General features: G+C 67.5%; 23 protein-coding genes. 12 read left to right on the top strand and 11 right to left on the bottom strand.

What is annotated here, in order from left to right; genetic code table 11:
• Window positions 1-89 precede the first annotated feature (89 nt).
• Window positions 90-935, top strand: a complete 846-nt coding sequence (locus ACQZ13_RS00600) for a TIGR02285 family protein (RefSeq protein ID WP_431049363.1) — start codon at window positions 90-92, stop codon at window positions 933-935.
• Between the two features lie 39 nt (window positions 936-974).
• Here the strand turns inward: ACQZ13_RS00600 and ACQZ13_RS00605 are convergent, their stop codons facing one another.
• The gene (locus tag ACQZ13_RS00605; RefSeq protein ID WP_431049364.1) at window positions 975-6,404 is read right to left on the bottom strand and encodes a diguanylate cyclase; all 5,430 of its coding nucleotides are present in this window, start codon (window positions 6,402-6,404) and stop codon (window positions 975-977) included.
• Window positions 6,405-6,641: 237 nt separating this feature from the next.
• On the opposite strand from ACQZ13_RS00605, the gene ACQZ13_RS00610 reads away from it, so the two are divergent.
• Complete coding sequence (locus ACQZ13_RS00610; protein WP_431049365.1) at window positions 6,642-6,959, top strand: hypothetical protein; 318 nt, start codon at window positions 6,642-6,644, stop codon at window positions 6,957-6,959.
• Between the two features lie 48 nt (window positions 6,960-7,007).
• Here the strand turns inward: ACQZ13_RS00610 and ACQZ13_RS00615 are convergent, their stop codons facing one another.
• The 5 genes from ACQZ13_RS00615 to ACQZ13_RS00635 all read right to left on the bottom strand — a co-directional run bounded on the left by ACQZ13_RS00615 (window position 7,008) and on the right by ACQZ13_RS00635 (window position 11,768).
• A complete protein-coding gene (locus ACQZ13_RS00615) occupies window positions 7,008-7,679 on the bottom strand; it encodes a redoxin domain-containing protein (RefSeq protein WP_431049366.1) in 672 nt (223 codons plus the stop codon).
• A gap of 67 nt (window positions 7,680-7,746) precedes the next feature.
• Complete coding sequence (locus tag ACQZ13_RS00620) at window positions 7,747-9,876, bottom strand: protein-disulfide reductase DsbD family protein (RefSeq protein WP_431049367.1); 2,130 nt, start codon at window positions 9,874-9,876, stop codon at window positions 7,747-7,749.
• Window positions 9,877-10,292: 416 nt separating this feature from the next.
• Window positions 10,293-10,739: an SRPBCC family protein gene (locus tag ACQZ13_RS00625; protein WP_431049368.1), complete on the bottom strand. Its 447-nt coding sequence runs from the start codon at window positions 10,737-10,739 to the stop codon at window positions 10,293-10,295.
• Window positions 10,740-10,897: 158 nt separating this feature from the next.
• Window positions 10,898-11,518 carry an RBBP9/YdeN family alpha/beta hydrolase gene (locus ACQZ13_RS00630; RefSeq protein WP_088408056.1) on the bottom strand — a complete coding sequence of 207 codons (621 nt, stop codon included), beginning with the start codon at window positions 11,516-11,518 and terminating at the stop codon, window positions 10,898-10,900.
• Window positions 11,519-11,549: 31 nt separating this feature from the next.
• Window positions 11,550-11,768 carry a TOBE domain-containing protein gene (locus ACQZ13_RS00635; protein ID WP_067280234.1) on the bottom strand — a complete coding sequence of 73 codons (219 nt, stop codon included), beginning with the start codon at window positions 11,766-11,768 and terminating at the stop codon, window positions 11,550-11,552.
• Window positions 11,769-12,042: 274 nt separating this feature from the next.
• Here ACQZ13_RS00635 and ACQZ13_RS00640 point away from each other — a divergent pair, with 274 nt between their 5' ends.
• A complete protein-coding gene (locus ACQZ13_RS00640; protein WP_431049369.1) occupies window positions 12,043-13,101 on the top strand; it encodes a S1/P1 nuclease in 1,059 nt (352 codons plus the stop codon).
• Window positions 13,102-13,165: 64 nt separating this feature from the next.
• Here ACQZ13_RS00640 and ACQZ13_RS00645 read toward each other — a convergent pair whose 3' ends face one another.
• Both ACQZ13_RS00645 and ACQZ13_RS00650 read right to left on the bottom strand, forming a co-directional pair.
• Window positions 13,166-13,498 carry a helix-turn-helix domain-containing protein gene (locus ACQZ13_RS00645; RefSeq protein WP_431049370.1) on the bottom strand — a complete coding sequence of 111 codons (333 nt, stop codon included), beginning with the start codon at window positions 13,496-13,498 and terminating at the stop codon, window positions 13,166-13,168.
• Window positions 13,479-13,865: a type II toxin-antitoxin system RelE/ParE family toxin gene (locus tag ACQZ13_RS00650; RefSeq protein ID WP_088408053.1), complete on the bottom strand. Its 387-nt coding sequence runs from the start codon at window positions 13,863-13,865 to the stop codon at window positions 13,479-13,481. The genes ACQZ13_RS00645 and ACQZ13_RS00650 overlap by 20 nt, the downstream gene beginning before the upstream one ends.
• A 349-nt stretch (window positions 13,866-14,214) precedes the next feature.
• Here ACQZ13_RS00650 and ACQZ13_RS00655 point away from each other — a divergent pair, with 349 nt between their 5' ends.
• The 8 genes from ACQZ13_RS00655 to ACQZ13_RS00690 all read left to right on the top strand — a co-directional run bounded on the left by ACQZ13_RS00655 (window position 14,215) and on the right by ACQZ13_RS00690 (window position 19,041).
• Window positions 14,215-15,336 (top strand): 6-pyruvoyl trahydropterin synthase family protein, encoded by a 1,122-nt coding sequence (locus tag ACQZ13_RS00655; RefSeq protein ID WP_431049371.1) that lies wholly within the window; start codon window positions 14,215-14,217, stop codon window positions 15,334-15,336.
• Window positions 15,333-15,980: a 7-carboxy-7-deazaguanine synthase gene (gene queE / locus ACQZ13_RS00660; RefSeq protein ID WP_431049372.1), complete on the top strand. Its 648-nt coding sequence runs from the start codon at window positions 15,333-15,335 to the stop codon at window positions 15,978-15,980. Before ACQZ13_RS00655 ends, queE begins: the two co-directional genes overlap by 4 nt.
• 385 nt (window positions 15,981-16,365) lie before the next feature.
• The gene (locus tag ACQZ13_RS00665; protein WP_431049373.1) at window positions 16,366-16,680 is read left to right on the top strand and encodes a nucleotide pyrophosphohydrolase; all 315 of its coding nucleotides are present in this window, start codon (window positions 16,366-16,368) and stop codon (window positions 16,678-16,680) included.
• A complete protein-coding gene (locus ACQZ13_RS00670) occupies window positions 16,677-17,339 on the top strand; it encodes a 3'-5' exonuclease (RefSeq protein ID WP_431049374.1) in 663 nt (220 codons plus the stop codon). The genes ACQZ13_RS00665 and ACQZ13_RS00670 overlap by 4 nt, the downstream gene beginning before the upstream one ends.
• A gap of 153 nt (window positions 17,340-17,492) precedes the next feature.
• Window positions 17,493-18,011: a GNAT family N-acetyltransferase gene (locus tag ACQZ13_RS00675; RefSeq protein ID WP_431049375.1), complete on the top strand. Its 519-nt coding sequence runs from the start codon at window positions 17,493-17,495 to the stop codon at window positions 18,009-18,011.
• Between the two features lie 5 nt (window positions 18,012-18,016).
• Window positions 18,017-18,328, top strand: coding sequence for an AbrB/MazE/SpoVT family DNA-binding domain-containing protein (locus ACQZ13_RS00680; protein WP_431049376.1), 312 nt, complete (start codon window positions 18,017-18,019; stop codon window positions 18,326-18,328).
• The gene (locus tag ACQZ13_RS00685; protein ID WP_431049377.1) at window positions 18,325-18,807 is read left to right on the top strand and encodes a PIN domain-containing protein; all 483 of its coding nucleotides are present in this window, start codon (window positions 18,325-18,327) and stop codon (window positions 18,805-18,807) included. Before ACQZ13_RS00680 ends, ACQZ13_RS00685 begins: the two co-directional genes overlap by 4 nt.
• 15 nt (window positions 18,808-18,822) lie before the next feature.
• Window positions 18,823-19,041: a hypothetical protein gene (locus ACQZ13_RS00690; RefSeq protein ID WP_067280209.1), complete on the top strand. Its 219-nt coding sequence runs from the start codon at window positions 18,823-18,825 to the stop codon at window positions 19,039-19,041.
• 40 nt (window positions 19,042-19,081) lie between these two features.
• Here the strand turns inward: ACQZ13_RS00690 and ACQZ13_RS00695 are convergent, their stop codons facing one another.
• Window positions 19,082-20,170, bottom strand: coding sequence for a hypothetical protein (locus tag ACQZ13_RS00695; protein ID WP_431049378.1), 1,089 nt, complete (start codon window positions 20,168-20,170; stop codon window positions 19,082-19,084).
• 160 nt (window positions 20,171-20,330) lie between these two features.
• Between ACQZ13_RS00695 and ACQZ13_RS00700 the strand changes: the two genes are divergently transcribed.
• Window positions 20,331-21,311: a helix-turn-helix transcriptional regulator gene (locus tag ACQZ13_RS00700; RefSeq protein ID WP_431049379.1), complete on the top strand. Its 981-nt coding sequence runs from the start codon at window positions 20,331-20,333 to the stop codon at window positions 21,309-21,311.
• Window positions 21,312-21,341: 30 nt separating this feature from the next.
• Here the strand turns inward: ACQZ13_RS00700 and ACQZ13_RS00705 are convergent, their stop codons facing one another.
• On the bottom strand, window positions 21,342-21,962 hold the full coding sequence (locus ACQZ13_RS00705; RefSeq protein ID WP_431053428.1) for a cob(I)yrinic acid a,c-diamide adenosyltransferase: 621 nt from the start codon (window positions 21,960-21,962) through the stop codon (window positions 21,342-21,344).
• Window positions 21,963-22,089: 127 nt separating this feature from the next.
• Window positions 22,090-22,398: a hypothetical protein gene (locus ACQZ13_RS00710; protein ID WP_431049380.1), complete on the bottom strand. Its 309-nt coding sequence runs from the start codon at window positions 22,396-22,398 to the stop codon at window positions 22,090-22,092.
• Between the last annotated feature and the right edge of the window lie 142 nt (window positions 22,399-22,540).

Genomic DNA, 22,540 nt, shown 5'->3' on the forward strand with positions numbered 1-22,540 from the left:
GCCGGCCCCGTATGCTGGCGCCTGTGAAGTTCCTCGCCTCGCCCGCCATGCGCCTCGCCGCGCTCCTGTCCCTGACCCTGACCGCGCTCATGACGGCAATGTCCGCGCATGCGCAGGGCAAGGCCGAAGGATCGACGCCGACCATCACCAGGATCACCTGGCTCGCGTCCGACCATGCGCCGCAGATGAAGGGTTCCGACGTCAGCGGCGTGACCGGACGCGTGACCGCTTATCTCGAGAAGCAGTGGCCGGGCGTCCGGCACGAGATCGTCTTCGCCAACGCGAAGCGCAGCTGGCAGATGATCGAGAACGGCGAGGACGTCTGCCGCGCCAACATGGTCCGCACGCCCGATCGCGAGAAGTTCGCCTACTTCATCAACACCCAGCTCACGCCGCCGCCGGGGCTGATCGTGCGTCGCGACACGCTCAGGCGCCTGCCCCGCAACGCCGCCGGCGAGGTGCAGCTGTCGCGCCTGCTCGCCGATCACACGCTGCGCGGCGCGCTGATCGACGGCCGCAGCTACGGTCCGGCGCTCGACGAGATGCTCGCCGCCCGGCCGGTCGACAGCACCGTCTCGCTCTTCTCGCCCAAGGACTTCGGCGCGCGCGTGCTGCAGATGCTCAGCCTCGGGCGCGCCGACTATTCGGTGGAGATGGACATGGCGCTCATCATGGCCGGCAATCCTCCGGACCTCGTCAGCGTGCCGATCCAGGGCGCCGGCGATCTGGTGATGGCGGGCATCGCCTGCCCGCGCACGGCGTGGGGACTCGCCGCGATCCGCGGCATCGACAAGGCCTACGGCCGCCCCGAAGGCGCCGCCAACCTGCGCGAAGGCCTGATGCGCTGGCTCACGCCCGAGACGAAGGCGCACTACGCCGCCCGCTTCGACGCGTTCTATCGCGAGCGCGCCAAGCCGTCCCGCATCGATCCCTGAACACCACCGCCGCCGACCATCACCGGCGGCGGGATCCGATCAGGACTGCCGCTCGACGCGGTTGCGTCCGCCGTCCTTGGCGCGATACAGCGCCTGGTCCGCGCGACCGAGCAGTTCCTCGACCCGCAGATCCTCCGGCCGCAGCGCCGTCACGCCGAAGCTCGCCGTGAGCGACGCCGGCGGCGCGCCCGTCTGCAGCTCCAGTCCGCTGGTCTCGATGTGGTGGCGCAGGCGCTCCACCAGGTGGGTCGCGTCCTCCAGCGAGGTCTGCGGCAGCAGCAGGCCGAACTCCTCGCCGCCGAGCCGCCCCAGCAGATCCTGCTTGCGCACGATCTGCGCGCACAGCTGCACCAGGTGGCACAGGGCGGCGTCGCCGCGCGCGTGGCCCAGCGTGTCGTTGATGCGCTTGAAGTGGTCGACGTCCATCATCACCAGCGACATCTCCAACCCGTAGCGCCGGCTGCGCGCGAGCTCCGCGTCGGCGTGCTCCAGGAAGCTGCGCCGGTTCGCGGCGCCGGTCAGCGCGTCGGTCGTCGCCAGGCGCTGCAGCTCGATCTCCAGCCGCTTGCGGTCGGTGAAGTCGACCAGCGTGCTCAGCACGGACGCCGCGCCGTCGTACACCACCGGCACCATCGACAGCAGCATCCACCGCTCGCTGCCGTCGGCCGCCAGCAGGCAGATCTCCTCGCCCTGCAGCCGGCCGTGCTCCTTGAACTTCACCTGCATGCGGTCGCGTTCGCCGGGCTCCCGGTAGAAGCTGATCGCCGGCTTGCCGACGACCTCGTCCAGCGTGCGTCCCGCGATCGCCGCCGACGGTCCGTTGGCGTAGACGATCAAGGAGTCCTGCTCGCGTGTCACCACCATCGGGATGGGCGCGTGGTCCAGCACGGCGCGCAGGCGCTCCTCGCTGTCCGCGAGCTCGCGCGTGCGCTGCGCCACCCGGCGCTCCAGGTTGGCGTTGAGCTCCTGCAGCTCGGCCACCAGCCGCGCGTTGTCCACCGCGTTGACGACGTTGGCGCACAGCAGTTCGAGGAAGCTCACGCGCGCCTCGGTGAACACACCCGCGGCAGCGGCGTTCTCCAGGTAGAGCGCGCCGACGGTCTGCCCTTGCTTGAGCAGCGGCAGCGCCAGCACCGACCGCGGCGGGGCGGCGTGGCGCTGGAAGTAGTCCTCCATCGTGGCCAGGCCGCGCGCGTCGACGATCAGTTCGCGCCGGCCGTCGCGCAGCACGCGGTTCATCAGCGCCAGCGGCAGTTGCTGGCCCGCGCGTTCCAACGGCAGCTGTTCGAGCAGGTGCAGCCTCGGCGATTCGCCGAGCGTCGCTTCGGCCTGCAGCACCCAGCGCACCGCGCCGCCGGTGCCGGCCGTGCCGCTCGCCAGCACGATGACCGCGCGCTGCGCGCCGGCGTTCTCGGCGACCACTTCCAGCAGGCGCCGCAACAGGCGCGGCAGGTCCGGCTGGCTGCTGATCGCGTGCACGGCCTTCGTCAGCGAACTGAGATCGGCCGCATCGGCACGGTTCTCGTGGGCATCGGCCGCGTGGGCCGTCGGCGCGTGGCCGTCTTCGAGCGGCAGAGACATCGCCTCGCCCGCCAGCGCCGTCACGCCCCAGGCCTTCCAGGTCTGCTGGAGACGCAGACGCGCCTGATCCGCGAGCGCCGGCTCGCGCTCGCGCCACGCATCGATCTGCGCGCGCAGAACGGCTGCCATGTCAAGCGGCGTGCCTTGCGAACCTTCCGCGGCCGCCAGCGCCTGGGCTAGCAGTTGGTCGATGTTTTCTACCGAGTCGCCGGCCAGCATCGCCTGTTGCGCCTGCAGCAGCGCGACGCGGTCGTGGAGATGGCCGGGACCCGCGTCCCGCCAGCGCTGCAGGCGGCGCAGTGCGTCGTCTTCCAAGGCCTGATCGCGCGGACCACCGGCCAGCGCGACGCGCTGCGATGCCCAGGCCGCGATGAACAGCAGCAGCGACTGCGCGTGCATGCCGCGTCCCGCCGCGAACAGCGCCCGGGCGTCCAGCGCGAAACGCAGTGCGGGCTCGGGCCGGTCGGCGATGAAGTGCAGCACCGCCTGCCAGCCGTGCAGGAACATCAGGCCGGTCTGATCCTGGCGTTCGCCGTAGGTGCGTGCAAGCGCTTCCCGTCCGTCGAAGCCTTCCTCCGGCAGCTGCGGTTGTCGCAGGGCGCGCACGAGACCGAGCAGCGCGTCCTCATAGTCCGCCGCCACCGGCTGGCGCATCGCGCGCAGGCGCTGGCCGTGCGTGACCAGTTGATCCTCGAGCGCGGGCAGCGGCAGGCCGGACAGCAGCGCATGCACGTCATGCACGTACAGGCCGAGGCCCGCATGCCGCAGGTTGCCGAATTCCAGCCCGTTGCGATGCGTCTGCATCAGGCCGTCCATGCTCACGCGCAGACCCTGCACCCAGTGGCTGAGGAAAGCGTGGAACGAGAAGCCCGCGTGCGCGAAGACCTGCATCCAGCCGTGGCGCTCGACGAGCTGCGTCGACATGCGGCCCAGGTCGTGGGCGAAGCGGTAGTCGCCGAGGAACTCCGCGCACATCAGCCCCAGCACCGAGTACGCCGACAACGCCTGCGGCACGTGGCCGTGGTCGACCATCAGCCGCACCTGGAACAGCGTCAGCAGCGGCAGCAGGGCCGGCCGCACGATGTAGGCGGCGGCGGTCATCTTCGCGGCGATCGAGATCAGCAGCAGCCGCTGCTCGTCGCGCATCGGCGCGCGCGCGGCCAGTGTGTCCAGACCGATGCCGGCGATCTCCTGCTGCAGGTCGGCCAGGAGTTGCATGACTTGCGCCATCGCGTCGGGACCGCCGGCGCGCGGCAGCTCCGCGCCGAGCAGCAGGAACAGCTCCAAGCCCAGATCCACGGTGTCGGCGAGCCGTCCCTGCGCGTAGAAGGCCTCCATGCGGACCTCCAGCAGTCGGGCCCGCTGGGCGTTGTCCTCGGCGTCGGCGATCGCCGATTCGAGCAGGGCATCCATGCGCGACGGACGACCGGCCAGGTAGGCCATGCGCGCCGCGTGATGCAGCCAGGCCGCCCGCTGCGGCGAGCAGGGCGCCAGTTCGAGCGCGAGCTCGGCGTAGTCCGCGGCGGGCTCGAACGCGGCCGCGTCCATCGCCTGCCGGGACGCCTGGGCGTTGAAGCCGGCCAGCGCCTGGCGCTCAGCCTCGTGATGCGGCTCATGCAGCAGCAGCCGCGAGGCGTTCAGGTGATGCAGCACCGTGTAAGGCAGCGGCACGTCCGGATGCGCGGCGCGATGGCCGTCGCGCAGCAGGCGGCCGATGCGCAGCTGCAGGGCGGGACGCTGGTCGGCGGCGATGCGCTGCAGGGCCGCTTCCTGCACGCGGTCGTGCGCGAAGGCGTAGCGCACCGCCTCGCTGGCCTGGCCCCGGAGTTGCGGCGCGTAGCGGTACAGCGCGCTCGCCGGCACCAGCAGCTGCGCCTGCAGCGCCGGCAGCAGATCGATGGCGAGCAGATCGGCCGGCACGTCCAGGGCGGTGGCCAGGTTGTCCAGGTTGAAGCCCGCGCCCAGCAGCGCCGCCACGCTGAGCGCCTGACGCGTCGGGTCGGGCAGGCGCTCGAGCTGCTGCAGCATCAGCGCGACGACGTTGTCCGCCGTGCGCGTCGCCGCGATGCGTTCCAGCGCATGGTCCCAGCGCTGGGCCTTGGTGTCGTAGTGGATCAGGCCGCGGCGGACGAGGTCCTCCAGCAGCCGGCGCAGGAAGAACGGATTGCCCGCCGTACGCGTCTGGCAGAGGCGGGCGAGTTCGTCGAGCCCCGCGTCTTCCTCGACCGGATCCCGGTGCAGGCTGTCGGCCAGCAGATGACGCGTGTCGTCCAGCCCCAGCGGGCCGACGCGCAAGGGCATGAAGCGCTCGCCGAGCTGCTGGCGCAGTTCCGCGAGCTCCAGCGCGACCGGATGACCGGGAGGGACCTCGTTGTCGCGGTAGGCGATGACGAACAGCGTGTGGCGCAGCGTCGCGTCGTGCAGGCACTCGCGCAGCAGCCGGCGCGAGGCGCGGTCGGCCCACTGCCAGTCGTCGAGGAACAAGGTCTGCGGCTCGCCTTCGCGCGCCAGCGCGGCCAGGCCCTGGCTGACGGCGCGCAGGAAGCGGTTCTCCGCCTCCGCCGGGCCGACCGGCATCAGCGGCGCGTCGAGCGCCAGCAGCGCCGTCATTTCCGGCAAGGCCTGCGCGAGCAAGGCGGCATTCGCGCCGAGGCGTTCCCGCAGCCGATCGCGCCACACCGTCTGCTGCGGCGCCGGCAGCGCCAGCACCTGCGCGGCGCGCTGCAGCAACAGATGCAGCAAGGGGCCGTAGGGCCGGTCCTGGCCGTACTGGTTGAACTTGGCCGCCGCGAAATGTCCACGTTGGGCCAGCAGGCTGCGCTGCGCCGCCAGCACCAGCGCCGTCTTGCCGATGCCCGAGAACCCCGCCACGGCGACCAGTCCGGCGCCGCCGGCCTCGCCTTGCGCGGCTTCCTCGAAGGCCTGTCCGAGCTGCGCCTGCGCCGACTCGCGGCCGTAGAGCCGACCGCTCGGCTGGAAGCGCACGGCGGCGTCGCCCTGGCCGGGCTCGAAGCCCGGCAGGCCGCGGCCCTGTTCGAGCGCGGCCTCGCACAGCTGCAAGTCGTGTCGAAGCGCCTGGTGGCTCTGGTATCGGCCCTCGGGCTCCTTGTGCAGGCAGTGCGCCACCACCTGCGCCAGCGGCGCGAAGACCTGGTGGTTGCGTGTCGTCGCCATCGGCGCCGTCAGCGCCAGGTGCGCATGCACGGCGCGCGCGGGATCGTCGATGTTGAACGGCGGCGAGCCGGTCAGCGCCTCCAGCAGCGTGGCGCCGAGGCTGTAGAAATCCGCCCGGTAGTCGACGTCGCGGCTCATGCGGCCGGTCAGCTCCGGCGCGAGCGTGGCGAGCGATGCCTCGATCAGCTCGGCCCGCTGGACCAGCGGGCGTTCGCGTTCGATCTCCGCAGCGAGTCCCAGATCGGCGATCAGCGCCTTGCGCGGTTCGATACCCGCACCCGTCAGCAGCAAGACCTGGCCCGGTCCGAGGTTGCGGTGGATCAGGCCATGTCCGTGCAGATGCTGGAGCGCGTCGACCAGGTCGAGGGCGATGCGGATCAGCGCGTCGTTGTGGAGGGTGCCCCGCCGCAGCCGGTCCCGCAACGTCTCCGCGCCGAGGTCTGGCAGTTGCAGCGCCGGGCGGCGCTCATGCTCGATCAGCGCGATCGGGCGCAGCACGAAGGCAGGATCGAGGCGCTGGGCCAACTCGAACTCGCGGCGCAGCCGGGCCACGGCGGCCGGGTCGGCACGGGGGTCGCGCAGGCGCTTGAGCAGCACCGTTCCGCCTTGGCCGTCGCCGACCCGGACGACCTCGCTCCGGCGGCCCTGGTGGAGCGTCCGCTCCGCCAGCCAGGCCCCAGGATCGGTCGCCTCCCACGCTCGTCTGTCCGTCATCCCATCCGCTCTCTGTTGTCCACGGACTGTAACGGCTGGCGGCAACGGGCCTGCCTCGCGCCGGCATCAGCATCGTTTCGATCCCGATTTATTCGTTCATTTGGCCTGTTTCAGTCATTGCCTCTTGGAGCCGATCCGAAAAGAGTGGGCGCCTTTTTCCTGCCCTCAAGAGCCTTGCCCATGACTCGATCCTCGTCCCTCCGTATTCCCACGATGCGAACAGCTGCGATGTGTACCTTGCTGCTGCTGACGGCCTGTTCCTCCGGCCGTTGGCTGCGGGAAGGCGCATCGCTTGTCGATGTGGACCACGACCTGTTCGACTGCGAGCGGGAATCCGCCCGCATGTACCCACCCTCGATCACGGACGCGCCGCAATTTGGCCGTGACTCTTCCACGGAAACAAAGAAGTGCACCAAGAACGGCGACACCACGGATTGCAGGACCACGACGACGCGCGCCTATGCACCGGTGAGCGACGCCAATGAGGGGCGTCGCTTTCAAGCTCGGGCCGCGTGCATGCGTGGCAAGGGCTACCACTGGCGGGAAGACCGATGACAAGCAAGCACTGACCACGAGGGGCCAGGGCCGCGGCCCGCCTCGGCTTCAGCTCCCGTACTTGATCGAGCAGCCGTAGGGCTTGGTGCTCGCGTGCGTGACCTTCTTGCCGGCGGCCAGCTCGCTCAGCGCCGTCTTCACATACGGATCGGCCTTGGCGATGTCGTCGGCCTTCGCGGTGGCGATGCTGTCGATGCCGCCCTTGTAGACCAGCACGCCTTGCGGGTTGACGATGAACAGGTGCGGCGAGGTCTGCGCGCCGTAGGCCTTGCCCAACTGACCGCTCGGATCGAGCAGCACCTGCGTCGGCGCCGCGCCGCGGTCCTTGTTCAGCTTGGTCGCGGTCGTCCCGTCGACATGGCCCTGCTGGCCCGGCGCGGAGGAGATCACCTGCAGCCACACGACGCCTTGCGCGGTGGCCTCCTTCTGCAGCGCCGGGATGTTGCCGCTGCCGTAGTGCTTCTTCACGTAGGGGCAGTCGTGATTGGTCCATTCGAGCACGACGGTCTTGCCCTTGTAGCTGTCCAGCGTGACCGTCTTGCCGTCGGCCGTCGTCGCACTGAACGCGGGCGCCGGCTGATCGATCTGCGCCTGCGCCTGCGCGATGCCGGTCATGGCCATCGTCGCCGCGAGCGCGGCGCCGGCCAGCACGGCACGGCGCGACAGCGCGCCGCGGAATGGAGCGATCGAAAGAAGCGAAGCGGTCATCGGGATGTTCATGACGAGGTCTCCAAGATGAAAACGGCTGTGGAAGGAAAGGGGACGAGCGTGGATGAGTCGGGGGAACTCAGGGGGCTCCGGCCCGCAGGGCCGTGGTGACGATGCCGGGCGTCAGCAGCTGCGGCAGCACCTGCGCGCCGCTGCCCGTTCCGGCGGGATAGAACAGGTACAGCGGCACGCCGCTGCGGTCGTGCTGCTTCAGCAGTTCGGTGATGCGCGGATCCTGGCGCGTCCAATCCCCTTTCAGGTAGGTCACGCCTTGCTTCTCGAAAGCCTCGCGCACCTCGTCGGTGGACAACGCGACCCGCTCGTTCACCAGGCAGGTGATGCACCACGACGCAGTCAGGTTCACGAACACCGGCTTGCCCTGCGCGCGCAACTGAGCGAGTCGTTCGGGCGAATAGGGCTCGTGATCGACCGCGGCGGTCCGCGCCGCGGCGCTCGATGTCGCTGCGCCCGGCGAGTCCGTGCCGCTGATTGCCGACAAGGTCGGCAACAGCGCCGCTGCCGCCACCAGCGAAGCGCTCGCGGCGCCCGCGCCGGTCCATTGCCAGCGCGACGACGCGTTCCGGCTCACCGAACGAATCCAGGCGGCGAGCGCCAGCAAGCCCATGCCCGCGAGCGCCACCAGCACGCCCATCGGGCCGGCCTGCTGCGCGATCACCCAGACCAGCCAGATGGCGGCCGCGAACATCGGGAACGCCAGCGCCTGCTTGAGCACGTCCATCCAGACGCCGGGTCGCGGCATGCGCCGCTGCAGCGCCGGCCACCAGGCCAGCGCGAGGTAGGGCAGCGCCAGGCCCAGTCCCAGAGAGAGGAAGACAGCCATCAACTCGATCGCCGGCTGCGCCAGCGCGTAGGCCATCGCCGCGCCCATGAACGGCGCGGTGCAGGGAGTCGCGACCACCGTCGCGAGCACGCCGGTGAAGAAGCTGCCGGCCAGGCCGGGTTTGCTCGCCAGGCCCTCTCCGACGCCCGCAAGGCCCGCGCCGATCTGCAACTGCCCGGCGAGCGACAAGCCCAGCACGAACATCAGCCACGCCAGCAGCAGCACGAACAGCGGCGAGTGGAACTGGAATCCCCAGCCCACGCTGTCACCCGCTCCGCGCAAGGCCAGCAACACCGCGCCGAGCGCGGCGAACGCAGCCAGGACGCCGGCCGCATAAGCGAGTCCCTGCCGACGATGCTCGCTCGCGCTGCCATGCAGGAAACCGAGTGCCTTGATCGCCAGCACCGGGAATACGCAAGGCATGAGATTCAGGATCAGGCCGCCGACCAGCGCGAGGCCCATCGCGGTCCAGAGACTGATGTCCGCCTCACCGCTGCCTGAGGATGCCAGCGCCGGTGATCCCGAGAGTCCGGGTATCGCGGGCGTCGTCTTCGGTGAGGCTGTCGACGTGGACGTCGGTGTCGGCGCCGTTGCGACACCGGTGACCGGCAGACTGACTTCCCACGCCTTGCCGTCGACCAGCAGCAGCCCGTTCATGGGTTTGCCGGCGGGGGCAGGTTCTTCGCCGACGGGTACGCGCAGGCGCCAGTCGTTGCCGGCGCGATCGAGCTGCGGCTTCGCCGCATGCTGGATGCGACCCCAGTCCTGCGGCATGAAGAGTGCCTGCTTGACGTCGGGGACGGCAGACGCGGGCCATGTGACGAGGAGATCCCTGCCTTCGATCCGTGCTGCGGCTGTGAACGGGGCCTTGCCGGGCAATGCGGCGCGCGCCGCGGACAACGCCGATGCGTCGGTCGACGCCTTGGCGGCGGTGCCGACAGGGAGCGACAGAGACAGCGTCGCCTGCTGCGGGATGCATTCCTCGCGGCAGACGAGCCAGGTCGCGTCGGCGTTCACGGTGGCGGTCGAGCCGGGGGCCAGGTCTTGCGGCAGACGGACTTCGGTCAGGAGGAGGACCTGGTCCTCGTAGCCGTAGTTGGTGATGGGGCCGACGTCGAAGCGTTTGGGTGCGGGCCACAGGATGTCGCCGGCGACTGCGCTCCTGGGCAGCGTCCATTCGATGCTGGTGGGTTGGCCCGAGTCGCCGGGGTTCTTCCAGTACGTGTGCCAGTGTGGGGCGATGCGCTGTTCGAGCGCGAGCAGCAGCGTCTGACCCGGCGCCACCTGTGAGGAGGCGCTGATCAGTCGGACCTGGACTTCATCGGTGGCGGAGCGATCGGTTGGCGGTGCGGCGTTTGCCGTGGGCATCAGGGATGCGAGACAGGCGAGGGTCGCCGTTGCGACGATGCCCGCCAGTGTGGCGGTGCTCGATGAGGCTGTGTATCGCAGCGGAGTCGTGGGCAGAAGACGCATGGGCGGGATGCTAGGCAATGGGCTTGACCCTCACAAGGCGTCGTCTTTCCTTGTTTCCTTACTTCCACGATTCGACGAAATCGGAAAAGCCGATATCTGTGATTCCGCTCCTCCGTGACCGACGCAAAGAATGGGAGGTCAGCGAGAGCGGGTGGGGCCGGAAGGGGGCTTGGGGTTCGCGGACGCGAGGCCCCATGCCCCGTGGAGAGCCCGCGCTTGGCAAGCCGGGGTAAATCAGCCTCAAGAGCGCAAAAACCGTCGCTGAAAAACGCTGAGAGCCTGACAACCCCTGCCAGGAACAGGCGTGCAAATCAGCCGTTCGGAATATCGGGTTCGACCAACTGCGCGAGGAGGGTGAGGGACTCTTGCCAGCCGAGATAGCAGGCTTGGGAAGGGATGACATCGGGGATGCCTTCCTGCGTGACGTGCATTTCGGTCCCGCAGAAAACCGATGTCAGCTCGACGGTCGTGGTCATGTCGCCCGGCAGATTCGGGTCATCGAAGCGGCTTGTGTAGCGGAGCTTCTTCCCGGGTTCGAGCTCGAGGTATTCGCCCCCGAAGCTGTGTGATCCGCCGGCTGAGAGGTTGTTGAAGGACATGCGCCAGGTGCCGCCGACCTTCGGGTCCATGTGGTGCATGGTGCCGGTGAAGCCATGGGGCGGCAGCCACTTGCACATTGCTGCGGCGTCGGTGAACGCGCGGTAGACGCGTTCCGGTGGTGCTTTCAGGACGCGGTGCAGACGGATGGTGAAGGGCATCGGGGTCTCCGGATTCGTTCTCGAATGGGAGATTGACGATAGCCCTGGAACGTGTCCGGCGCGAGACCCTGCGCCCCTGACAGGGATTCCCCGGGGACGTTCAGGCGGGTCCGGCCGGGCGCTGGATCAAGGCGCGTTCGTGGTTGCGCGGCGCAGCGTCAGACCGAGAACGACCACTCCAGGATGCCGGCGCGTTCGGGTCGGCGCTCGCGCGCGGCGCGGGCCCGGGCGGCCTCGACCCAGCGCTTGGCCAGCGGGAACGGACCGAATCCGGACTCCGTGTTGATGTGGCCGACCAGGCCGATGTTGCTGTAGCTGCTGCCCCAGCGCGTCGCCCAACGAAGAGCGCTCGAGGCGCTCATCCACGGGTCGTTCTGGCTGGCGATCAGCGCCGTTGGGCGACCCAGACGGTGGTGCGGCAGGCTCTCCGCGAGGCCGAACTTGTCGGGCTCCGCCGGCGCCACCAGCAGCGCCTCGCGTACCGGTGAATCGGGGTGGCGTTGCAGGTGGTGCGCCAGCGCCAGGCAGCCGAAGCTGTGCGCCACCACGATCCACTCGCCGGGACCGGCGTTGTCGATCCGCGCGTGGATGCGCTCCGACCAGCGCTCCAGGTCCGGATGACTGAAATCGCGCTGTCGCACCCGGTGTGCGTCGCGGTATTGCTGTTCGAGCCAGCTCTGCCAATGCGCCGGCCCGCTGTCATGCAGGCCGGGGATGATCAGCAGACGCGGTTCGGCGCTGCCGTTGTGCTGCGTCGCACGGAGAGGGTAGAGCGCCATGGCGATCTCCTGCTGGTCTCGGGCCGAAGGCTCACAGGGTGGCGATCGACACTTCGGTGGACTTCACCAGCGCGACGACTTCCTTGCCGACGGTCAGGTTCAGTTCCTTCACCGAGCGCGTCGTGATGACCGAGGTGACGATCAGGCCGGCGGCGGTCTGCACGTCGACTTCGGAGACGACGGGGCCCTCCACGATCTCCTTGATGGTCCCGCGGAACTGGTTGCGGACGTTGATGGCGGTGATGGTCATGCGAGGGGCTCCAGATAAGGTGGGGACGAGCTTAGGCAGCGACGCTCATTTGCCGAACGAAGCGCTTGATGGATCAACATGCGCGGATCAAATAAGCGTCGGCAGGGCAGGGCACCGTAAAGCGGAGGTAAAGCCGGAAGCCTCGGCTGCGCGATGCGCCCATCGGACGCCATCACGCGGGAATCTCCGTTGATGCCTGTCATGAGGCCCCATGCACAATCGCGAATCCCCTGCCGGCGCCCGCCGGCGCATCGTTCGACATGGATTCCCTGTCATGACTAAATCGTTTGCGCGCAGCCTGGTCGCGTTGTCGCTGGTGGCCGCCTGCTGCGGTCAGGCCTTCGGATTCGGCGCCGTCGGCCACAACACGGTCGGCGAAATCGCTGCCCAGTTGATCAAGGGCCACCGCGCCGACACCGAAGTGAAGCGGATCCTCGGTCCGGTCTCGCTGCGCGACATCGCCGTCTGGGACGACTGCGTGAAGGGCATCGACACCGGCAACGACTTCAAGTACGCCGTGACCGGTCGTTTCGCCGAATGCGCCGTGTTCGAAAACAACGCTGAAGAAGAAGCACGGATGCGCGACTACGTGAAGCGCAACTTCGAGCAGTGCGGTCCGAAGCCGGGCGAAGAGTCCTGCAACAAGCAGTACCACTACGCCAACGTCGCGATCCAGCGCGGCCGTTATGTGCCCGGGGCGATCGGCACCAGCGACCATGACCTGGTGCCCGCGTTGAAGGCGGCGATCCTGGTGCTGAAGACCGGCAAGCAGACGCCGCCGATGGACTTCAACGAGCGCGACGCGCTGGCGTTGGTCGTGCATGCGATCGGCGACATGCACCAGCCGCTGCACATGGGCTCGCTGTACCTGGACGCGGACGGCAAGCCGTACGACCCGGACACGCAGGGTGCCGACGCCCAGACGCACACGGTGGGCGCGAACGCCATCACGCTGCCGAAGCCGGACGGCACGCCTGGCGGCAACCTGCACAGCTTCTGGGACGGGATGCCGGGACGGCTGAGCGCCGAGCAGCTCGCAGCGATGCCTGCGCTGGCCAAGGATGTGCCGCCCGCGACGGGCAATCCCGACGACTGGCCCGTGCTGTGGGCCAGCGAGTCGCTGCTGGATGCGCGTGACGCGTTCGAAGGCATGAGCTTCGGCGCCCGGCAGCAGAGCCTGCGCGGTCCGCGTTGGCTGGCCACGCCGCCGGCGGGCTACGAGGCCCGCAGCCTCGAACAGACCCGTCTCAACGTCATCAAGGGCGGTGCCCGCCTGGCGCAGATGCTGGAGAGCATCTGGCCGGACAAGGCTGACAAGTCGGACAAGAAGTGATCGCAGAGCTCAGATGAACAAAAGCCCCGCCATGCGGGGCTTTTTCGTTTCTGAACCGGGCGCCTCAAGCGATCAATGCTTCGACCCCCTTCGACTCGACGAGCTGCAGGAGCCTGAGCGCTGCCCCGGTCGGCTGCTTGTTTGCTCTGGGCGATTCCCACTTCTGAACCGTCGACACGCTGACGTTCAGAAACGCAGCAAAGACCGATTGGCTCATCTTCGCCACTCGCGTACGGATCGCCGCGATCTGCTCGCTGGTGTAGGCCGGCGGCGGCATGCAAAGTGACCTGATCTTTGCCATGCTCGATTTCGACATCAGTCCGTAGGAGTTCAGATCCTCAGCGAACTCCAGCAAGTCGCGCAAGATGCGCGCGTTCTCAGGGTCCTTGGTTGCCATTGCAAATCTCCTTCAATCGTCCATCGAGGATCGACGCGGCCAAGTCCGACAGGCTCATGCTTTGCAGCTGGCAGGCAATTGCCAACGCGACGTCCACTGCTTCATCGGAAAAATCGAACCCGGGTTCGTTCTTTTCCCGCCCTGCCACGAAGAAGACGGCGTCAGCATGACGCTTGGCGACAAGCGCGCGCAAGCCTCCACGCTTGCCGCGCCCCGCTACTGCAATCCGCTTCTTGCATAGACCATGGCCAAGGTCCGCTTCAAACCGGCCGGCCTCGATGTCCCTGGCAGCTAAACAAAGCAGGCAGTCGGGCACCAATTTCTTCGCCCATCGATCAAACGCACGTGTCTTGAAAACCCTCTTCACATGATCTCCAAACTGTAGCACTAGGTGCCATAGTCTGTTCGACCAGTTCGACCCTGTCTCTGGCTCAAAGATGCGCTCTTGGTGTTGATGGGCAGGCCTGTGCACAACCCTGGGGATGAGCGATGAACAACTGGCAGGTTGTCCACAGCGGTTCCGCGATGCCGGAACTTGTTGTCTCTCCATCCCGCTGTTGCCCCGGGTTCCGCCCACATCGTTGCCCTGTTCGCAAGTCGTTGTTCTGACAAGCAATTCGGGCGTTGTCCACACGAACCCTCGAACACCTATTAATACGACCAAGGAGATATTCAATACAAGAAGATAAGAAAAGCGGGCGTGTCACACTCTCGGAATGTCTGCTTTACCTGCTTCTCCAGCTTCCCTTTTCACCGCTTCCGCGGGGTTCGAGTCGGCCTGCCAGATCGACGCGCTCCCCCCGGGGCACCGCTCCCGCGGTCTGCACGGTCACAGCTATCTGGCCACGGTCCGCGCGGAACTCCCCTCCGGCTGGGCGCCTTTCCCCGGCGGCGAAGTCAGCGCGCTGCGCGATTGCCTCGAGCGCTGCATCGCCCCGCTGGACCATGCGCTGCTGAACCAGCACATCACCCAGCCGACCGACGAGAACATCGCGCGCTGGATCCGGCATCGCCTGGAAACCGAGTTCAAGGTCCCCGGCATCACGCAGGTCGGCATCCAGAGCACCGCGAACTCCGGCGTCGACCTGGACGCCAACGGTCACGCGCATGTCTGGCGCCGATACCGATTCCAGGCCGCCCATCAGCTGCCCAACGTCCCGATGGGCCACAAGTGCGGCCGGATGCACGGTCATGGCTTCGAATTGATCCTGCACGCCAACCAGGACCTCGGCGAACGCGATCTGAGCATCGACTACGACCACCTCGACGAGCTCTGGGCGCCGTTCCACGCGCAGCTGAACTACCAGTGCCTGAACGAGATCGAAGGCCTGTCCAATCCGACCAGCGAGCTGATCTCGTCCTGGCTGTGGGCGCGCCTGAAGCCGCAGCTGCCCGAGCTGAGCTGGGTCACCGTCTACGAGACCGGTTCCAGCGGCGCCAACTTCGACGGCGAGCGCTACCGGATCTGGAAGGAGTTCACCCTCGACAGCGCCGTGAAGCTCAACCGCGCGCCGACGGAGCATCCACTGGCCGGCATCCACGGCCACACCTTCACGCTGCGTCTGCACCTCAGCGCGGCGCTGGACCAGGTGTTCGGCTGGGCCATGGACTTCAGCGACGTGAAGCTGCTCTTCGATCCGATCTACAAGGCCATGGACCACCATCCGTTGCATGAACTCGCCGGCCTGGCCGACTCGGACACCGCCAGCCTGGCTGCCTGGGTGCTGCAGCAGGCCAAGGCGCAGCTGCCGCCGCTGGAGCGCGTCGACCTGTACGAGACCCGCGGCAGCGGCGTCATCGTCAGCCATGGTCCTTTCGAGGAGCTGATCCCCGTATGACCTACGCCGTCAAGGAAATGTTCTACACGCTGCAAGGCGAGGGTGCCCAGGCCGGCCGTGCCGCCGTGTTCTGCCGCTTCGCCGGCTGCAATCTGTGGACCGGTCGCGAGCAGGATCGCGAAAAAGCCGTCTGCACCTTCTGCGACACCGACTTCGTCGGCACGGACGGGCAGGGCGGGGGCAAGTTCGCTTCGGCGGATGCGCTCGCGGAGGCCATCGCCGACAAGTGGCCCAAGGACGAGCACGGCCGCAAGACCGGCACGCCCTACGTCGTCTGTACCGGCGGCGAACCGCTGCTGCAGCTCGACGGTCCGCTGATCACCGCGCTGAAGACCCACGGCTTCGAGATCGCCGTCGAGACCAACGGCACCCAGCCCGCGCCCGAGGGGCTGGACTGGATCTGCGTCAGCCCGAAGGCCGATGCGGAGGTGGTCCTCACGAAGGGCCATGAGTTGAAGCTGGTTTATCCACAGCCTCTGGCCTTGCCGGAGCGCTTCGCGGATCTGGCCTTCGACCACTTCTTCCTTCAGCCGATGGACTCCGTCCTGCAGAAGCAGAACACCAAGGCCGCCATCGCCTACTGCATGGCTCATCCGCAGTGGAAGCTGTCGATCCAGATGCACAAGGTGGTTGGCATCGACTGAGGCGGCCGAGGAAAGTTATCCCCAATCCTGGCAGCGCTAGCGCAAGTCGGCGTTGGCTGCATAGCCAACAACGCTGTGGAAAACTTTCTGGCAACTGGCCGGTTCTCCACAGGCCGACGGGGGGCGGTCCTGGTTGTTGTCGATCCGTGCAACGCCAACAAGGCCCTCCACGCACAAGCTTTTGATGGTCACAAGTCGTTGGTTTTTAAAGGAATTTCCGACTTGTCCACAGAAAGTCCGTCCCTCTACTAAGACGACTAAAGAGTTATATAAAACCTTGATGTTGAAAACAGAGGCGGGAAATTTCTTTGCGACGTTGCTGTGTGGCGCTTGCAGCGCACACGGCGCTTGAGCGCGCCGCGCCGGACTTGCACACTGCCAACCCATGGACATTGCCGACCTGCAACGACGGCTGCGCGACTTCGCCGCAGCCCGCGACTGGGACCCGTATCTCACGCCGAAGAACCTGGCGATGGCGCTGGTCGTGGAGTCGGCCGAACTCGTCGAGATCTTCCAGTGGAAGACCGCCGAGGAATCGCAGCAGCTGCCGCCCGAGGAGCATCAGCATCTGGGCGAGGAAATCGCCGACGTGTTGATGTACCTGCTGCAGATCGCCGACCGGGCCGGCGTCGACGTGCCGGCCGCGGTCGACCGGAAGATCGCGATGAATGCGCGGAAGTACCCCGCCCCGACCGCATGAAGCGCACCATCGCCGTCATCGACTTCGAGACCACGGGCAACTCGCCGCAGGGTGGCGGTCGCGCCACCGAGATCGCCGCCGTGCTGCTGCGCGACGGCGAAATCGTCGGCCAGTACCAGAGCCTCATGAACACGGGCGCCTGGGTCCCGCCGATGATCGAGCGCCTGACCGGCATCAGCAACGAGATGCTCGAGGACGCGCCTGACGCAGCCCAGGTCATGCGCGAAGTCGCGACCTTCACCGAAGGCTGCGGCTTCGTCGCCCACAACTCGAGCTTCGATCGCGGCTTCTGGCTGCATGAACTCGATCGTGCGGAGGCCTCGCCGCGCATCGCGCCGGAGTTCGCGTGTACCGTGAAACTGGCTCGCCGCCTCTATCCGGAATCGCCCAACTGCAAGCTCGGCACCCTGGCCCGCCACCACCGCCTGCCGGACAACGGCCGCGCCCACCGGGCGCTTGCCGATGCCCTGACCACCGCGCAGCTGGTGCAGCGGATGCAGCGCGACATCGGGGTCGAACTCGCCGAATTTCTCGGGGAACTGAGCGTCGAACACGAGCTGCTGCTGCGATTGCAGGCCGTTGCGCGTCCGCTGTGGCACAAGGCCGCCACCGGTTATGCGCGCGACTTCCGTCGTCATCAGCAGGTGTCCCTGGTCTGAAGTTCGCATGTCGTGAACTTCGAAGCCGCGGTATCGCGGCGATGCGCACAGCGGCGATCAAGATCAGTAAAACATTTGCTGTCAAGATGCCCGTTTGGCCGCATTGACTGGGACAATCCCGCCCTTTCCCCGAAATGCGTTTGTTCTCCAAGTATGTCGAGTATTCAGATTCGCCCGGCCACACTGCGTGATGCCAAGGCCATCGCCCAGATCCAGGTGAGTTCCGCTCAGGACGCGTACAAGGAGTTCTGGCCCGACAGCGCCTTGAACGGCTTGTCCGTCGCCCAGCGTCAGGCCTACTGGCGCGAAGCCATCAACATGTGCGAGCCGCAAGTGCTGGTCGCCCACCTGGACAACGAGGTCATGGGCTTCGTCGGCTTCGACCGCTCCCGCGACAAGGGCACGCCCTCCACCACCGGTGAGATCTGGGCCATGTACGCCATGCCTGCCCACTGGGACAAGGGCGTCGGCCAGGCCCTGGTCGAAGCGGCGCAGGAAGGCCTTCAGGAAGAAGGCTGCACCCGCGTCACGCTGTGGACCTACAAGAACAACGAGCGCGCGATGCGCTTCTTCGAGATAGCCGGCTTCAAGGCCGAGAACGACAGCGTCAAGGCCGTCGACGTCGAAGGCCGCGCGCTGGAACAGCTCCGCCTGCATCGCTCGCTGGTCTGATCCCCGTGCTGGCGAAGCTGACGTCCAAGAACCAGCTCACCCTGCCCAAAAGCGTCACCGACAAGCTCGGTCCTGTGCAGTACTTCGAAGTGCTGCTGCAGGCCGGGCAGGTGGTGCTGACGCCGGTGCGCATCCAGCGCGGCGACGCGGTCCGGGCCAAGCTGGCGGAACTCGAGGTCGATGACGGCGTCATCGCGCAGGCGATGGCCTTCGCGTCCAAGGCTGCGAAGCCCGCCGCCAAGGCTGTGAAGGAGCCTGCCGCAACTGCCAAGACGGCCAAGAAGGTCGTTCGCAAGACCGCACGCCAAGCGACATGACCCGTCGATCGAAGAAGACGGCGGCTGAGCTCGCCGTCATCGATCCGGCGTTGATCCTGCGCGCGCTGCTGATGTCCGGCGGTGAAGCGCTCGGTCTGCGTCGTGCGTGGCAGCAAGGTCTGCTGCGACCGCTGGTGAGTCCCGAACTCGCGGCCACGCTGATGCGCGCATTGGCCTATCCGAAGCTCGCGTTGTCCGAAGCGCAGCAGCAGGAACTGCTCGCGGATTTCCTGCCCTACGCCGAGGTGGCGAAGCCGTCTCGAGGTCCGCGGATCGCGGCGGTGTCCGAGTCGGCGCAATCGCTCGTCGAACTCGCGATGCAAGGTGGTGCGTCACTGCTCTTGTGCGACGACCTGGTGCTGTCGGCATGGTCTGCGAACAGTCGCAGCCAGGCGGCCCGGCAACTCTGCACGGTCCGTGCGATGTCGGCATGGTTCCAGGTGTTGCCCCCCTCCCAGCGTGACATCCTGCTTTGCTAGATTCCGCGGTCGCTTATGTCCAGCTTTCACGACCGCATCCCCTCGAACATGTGGCGCGTGGTGTTCTACGAACGCCGCGGCAACCGGGTCCACATGGATCGCACCGGGCCTTGGCTCCCGGAGAAGTCGCACGCGCGGCAATGGGCCGACTGGTTCAAGGAACAGGGTTATCACGTCGCTCTCCAGGACCAGAACGGCGGGCTTGAAAAGCTGCACGTCGGCATCCCGGGTTGAGAGACCTTGGTAACGCTGGGCGCGACGTGTTCGCGCTGACTCAGGCGGCCGAGCGGAAGCCCTGACGGTCGAGCGCCCAACCCTCGGTGGGCGCGAGGTGGCTCTGGACACGCACGGTGCTCAGCCGCTTGCTCGCCGCACGTTGCACCAGCTGTTCCGCCTGCTCCGGGGTCAGTTGTTGCGCGAAGTGCGTCCAGCGCTTCTGCAGCAGCGGATCGCGCCAGGCATCCTCGAGCGCCCAGCGGATTTCCATCGGATCGGTGAGCGACTGGCAACGCAGCACGCGCGGCACCAGCGCAAGGACGAACTTCGAGAAGTCGGCGCGCTGTTGCGACGCCATCAGTGCCTCGAGGCGCGTCAGGCGCTGGCTCCATCCGGGCGTGGCCAACTGCCGGGTGACCAGGGCCTGCAAGGCTTGAATCGGGTTGAACAGGCGCAGGCGGTTTGGCGGGAGCACGAGCATGGGCAACTGCGCGGCCAATTCATGCGACATCGGCGTCACGAAACTCGTCAGGATGGCCATGCGTTCCCAGGCCTCGGCGTTGAGACCCCCGGCCATCGTCATCGGTCCCTGGCGCAGGCTCTGCGCCATCGCCCAGCAGTGCTGCCATCCGCGGTCCAGCTTGGCGACGTTGGCCGCATGGCTCAACAGGGCCAGGTTGCCGGCGGCATAGCCAGCGTCGTCGCGCACCCGGTCGATCGAACGACGTTGCGGGTGATCCTGTTCGTCGACGAACGCGAGGCGGCTGACCGGGCAGTGCGTGGTGTCGAGCTGCTGCAGGTAGTTGGGCGTGACCAGCAGGGTCTCGAAGCTGCGGCCGCGCTGCCAGGCGTGCAGGCGCAGCGAGAGCCACAGCTGCGTGTGGCGATGCGATTTCAGCGTCCGCGCGCCGAAGGTCGACCGGCCCAGTTGCCAGCCCTGCTGCAGCGGCGATTGACGGAACAGCTGGTCGACCGGCGGCGTCAGCCCGTGGTGGGCGTAGTCCCAGCCCAGTTCGAAGCCGACGCGTTCGTGGCTCGAGAGGCCGGTTTCGTCCCGGGTGTCGTCCACGGCCTGGACGGCAGTCATCGGCAGGGGCAGTTGCTGGATGGCGATGTCGTCGGGGGTACGGCGGAACGTGGCGACCATGGGGTTCTCCTTGAGGACTTGGAAACCGGGGCCCGGCGGTGGGAACTGCTTCAGGCTTGGGATCAAGTATTCAAGGGAGGTCGCTCATAGAATGAGCTACCCCACATGAGTCGACAGAAAGTTGTGGCCATCTGGTCCAGATCTGTCAGGAGAGCCCCGCATGGATCGCACCGAACGCTTCTACAAGATCGAGATGCTGATCCGCAGCCGCGGCTGCGTGAGCTTCGCGGAGATGCGCGAGCTGCTGGAGGTGTCGCCGGCGACGCTCAAGCGCGATCTGCAGTACCTGCGCGAGCGGATGGACGCGCCGATCGAGTACGACGCCGCCGAGAACGGCTACCGCTTCGGCCAGCAGTGGCGCGGCCAGCGGCATGAGCTTCCGGGCGTGTGGTTCAGCGAAAAGGAGCTGCACGCGCTGCTGACCATGCATCAGATGATGGCCGGGCTCGACGAGAACGGACTGCTGAGCCGGCATCTGCAGCCGATGCTGGACAAGCTCACCGGCATGCTGGGCGGCGACGAGGTCGAGGCGCAGGAGATGACGCGGCGCATCAAGCTGATCTCGACCGCGCGGCGACGCGTGCCTTCAGAGCATTTCGAGACCGTCGGCAGCGCCGTCGTGAAACGCAGGCGTTTGAAGCTGCGTTACCGCAAGCGCGGTCCTGGCGGCGGCTCGGTGAGCGATCGCGAGGTGTCTCCGCAGCGCCTGGTGCACTACCGGAACACCTGGTACCTCGATGCTTGGTGCCATGCCAGCGACGGCTTGAGACGCTTCGCGCTCGATGCGATGGAGGACGCGGAGGTGCTCGAGGACCAGGCGGCGCGCAGCCTCCCGCTGAAGGAGCTCGAGGGGGAGCTGGACCAGGGCTACGGGATCTTCGCCGGCGGCGATCCTCAGTGGGCGACCGTGATCTTCAGCGAGCAGATCGCCGCCTGGGTCTCCAGCGAGGAATGGCATCCCGCGCAACGCAGTGAATGGCTGCCGGACGGCCGCTGGCAGTTGGAATTGCCCTTCGTCGATGCGACCGAGCTGCTGATGGACCTGTTGCGGCACGCCGGCCAGGTCGAGGTGGTCTCGCCACCCGCGTTGCGCGAGGCCTACGTGAAGCGCCTCAGGAACGCGGCGGACGCCGTGGCCTGATCTCCCACCCGCCTTGCGTCTGAAAACGCCTCAGGGCGTGTTCTGAGGGCCTTCCTGGCCTTGTTCAGCAGCGTCCTCGGCGGCGTAGCGGGCCAGACGTTCGCTTTTCCAGTAGACGTCGTCCCCGCCCTTGCCGTCGAGGTTGGCCCGGTTGAGCACGCGGGCCAGCACGAAGAGCAGATCCGACAAGCGGTTCAGGTAGTGGCGCGGAGCGAGGTTGATCGTCTCGCTCGCGGCCAGCGTGACGACGGCGCGCTCGGCGCGGCGGGCGATCGTGCGGCAGACATGGGCGATCGCGGCGCTGCGGGTGCCGGCCGGCAGGATGAATTCCGCCAGGCGGGGCAGGGCGGCGTTGTGGTCGGCCAGCGCCTGGTCGAGGTGCAGCACCGCCGCCTCCTTCAGCAGGCTGTAGCCGGGCATGCAGAGTTCGCCGCCCAGATTGAACAGCTCATGCTGGATGGTGACCAGCAGGTCGCGGACGTCGTCCGGGAGCGGCTCGGCCAGCAGCACGCCGATCTGGGAATTCAGTTCGTCGACATCGCCCATCGCCTGCACGCGCAGGTGGTCCTTGGGGACGCGGGTGCCGTCCCCGAGGCCGGTGGTGCCGTCGTCGCCGGTGCGGGTCGCGATCTGGGAGAGTCGATTGGCCATGGCGGTGCCGCGCGGGCTGCTGAAGTGCAAACCCGGCATCTTGCCGCAACTCGTCCCGTCCGCCGCCGGACATGCCGATAGATCGGCCCACGAGCCCGCCGGCCCAAGGGCTCGCGGGCGAAGGCCGTCAGTTGCGGCTGCCGCTGCGGTGGAACACCGGACGGTGGTGGCTCATCTCGGCCGCGTGGCCGTGGATGTCATGGACGGTGTGGCGGGGAATGCCGACAGGTCTCGGGGCGTGATGCGCCTGCGGGCGCGTTCCCGGTTCGGGCCGCTCGGCGGGGACGCCGGGATCGATGTCGCCGGCCAGGGCGTCGTTGGGCAGGTGACGGAGCTGATCCATCCACCAGACCTTCAGCCAATCCATGCGCAGGGTCGCGACCAGCAGCAACGCCAGCAGCAGGGCCCAGATCGTCCATAACCACAGATGGGACATGGCGGACTCCTCATGTCGCGCGGGCAAGCGCGCGGTCCGTCCATGCTGTCACTGTGCGGGTCGCGGCGCAAGCGCGACGATGCAAGCGGATGCTGCGGCCGCCCTTCCTAGAATCGACCGGACAACACCGGCCGCGGCGCGC

It is taken from the genome of Roseateles sp. L2-2, assembly GCF_050613215.1.
Classification (GTDB): domain Bacteria; phylum Pseudomonadota; class Gammaproteobacteria; order Burkholderiales; family Burkholderiaceae_C; genus Roseateles; species Roseateles noduli.

Coding starts and splice junctions, on each gene's coding strand:
- ACQZ13_RS00600 (WP_431049363.1), top strand. CDS start 90: ATGACGGCAATGTCCGCGCATGCGCAGGGCAAGGCCGAAGGATCGACG.
- ACQZ13_RS00605 (WP_431049364.1), bottom strand. CDS start 6,404: ATGACGGACAGACGAGCGTGGGAGGCGACCGATCCTGGGGCCTGGCTG.
- ACQZ13_RS00615 (WP_431049366.1), bottom strand. CDS start 7,679: ATGAACATCCCGATGACCGCTTCGCTTCTTTCGATCGCTCCATTCCGC.
- ACQZ13_RS00620 (WP_431049367.1), bottom strand. CDS start 9,876: ATGCCCACGGCAAACGCCGCACCGCCAACCGATCGCTCCGCCACCGAT.
- ACQZ13_RS00625 (WP_431049368.1), bottom strand. CDS start 10,739: ATGCCCTTCACCATCCGTCTGCACCGCGTCCTGAAAGCACCACCGGAA.
- ACQZ13_RS00630 (WP_088408056.1), bottom strand. CDS start 11,518: ATGGCGCTCTACCCTCTCCGTGCGACGCAGCACAACGGCAGCGCCGAA.
- ACQZ13_RS00635 (WP_067280234.1), bottom strand. CDS start 11,768: ATGACCATCACCGCCATCAACGTCCGCAACCAGTTCCGCGGGACCATC.
- ACQZ13_RS00640 (WP_431049369.1), top strand. CDS start 12,043: ATGACTAAATCGTTTGCGCGCAGCCTGGTCGCGTTGTCGCTGGTGGCC.
- ACQZ13_RS00645 (WP_431049370.1), bottom strand. CDS start 13,498: ATGGCAACCAAGGACCCTGAGAACGCGCGCATCTTGCGCGACTTGCTG.
- ACQZ13_RS00655 (WP_431049371.1), top strand. CDS start 14,215: ATGTCTGCTTTACCTGCTTCTCCAGCTTCCCTTTTCACCGCTTCCGCG.
- queE (WP_431049372.1), top strand. CDS start 15,333: ATGACCTACGCCGTCAAGGAAATGTTCTACACGCTGCAAGGCGAGGGT.
- ACQZ13_RS00665 (WP_431049373.1), top strand. CDS start 16,366: ATGGACATTGCCGACCTGCAACGACGGCTGCGCGACTTCGCCGCAGCC.
- ACQZ13_RS00670 (WP_431049374.1), top strand. CDS start 16,677: ATGAAGCGCACCATCGCCGTCATCGACTTCGAGACCACGGGCAACTCG.
- ACQZ13_RS00675 (WP_431049375.1), top strand. CDS start 17,493: ATGTCGAGTATTCAGATTCGCCCGGCCACACTGCGTGATGCCAAGGCC.
- ACQZ13_RS00685 (WP_431049377.1), top strand. CDS start 18,325: ATGACCCGTCGATCGAAGAAGACGGCGGCTGAGCTCGCCGTCATCGAT.
- ACQZ13_RS00690 (WP_067280209.1), top strand. CDS start 18,823: ATGTCCAGCTTTCACGACCGCATCCCCTCGAACATGTGGCGCGTGGTG.
- ACQZ13_RS00695 (WP_431049378.1), bottom strand. CDS start 20,170: ATGGTCGCCACGTTCCGCCGTACCCCCGACGACATCGCCATCCAGCAA.
- ACQZ13_RS00700 (WP_431049379.1), top strand. CDS start 20,331: ATGGATCGCACCGAACGCTTCTACAAGATCGAGATGCTGATCCGCAGC.
- ACQZ13_RS00705 (WP_431053428.1), bottom strand. CDS start 21,962: ATGGCCAATCGACTCTCCCAGATCGCGACCCGCACCGGCGACGACGGC.
- ACQZ13_RS00710 (WP_431049380.1), bottom strand. CDS start 22,398: ATGTCCCATCTGTGGTTATGGACGATCTGGGCCCTGCTGCTGGCGTTG.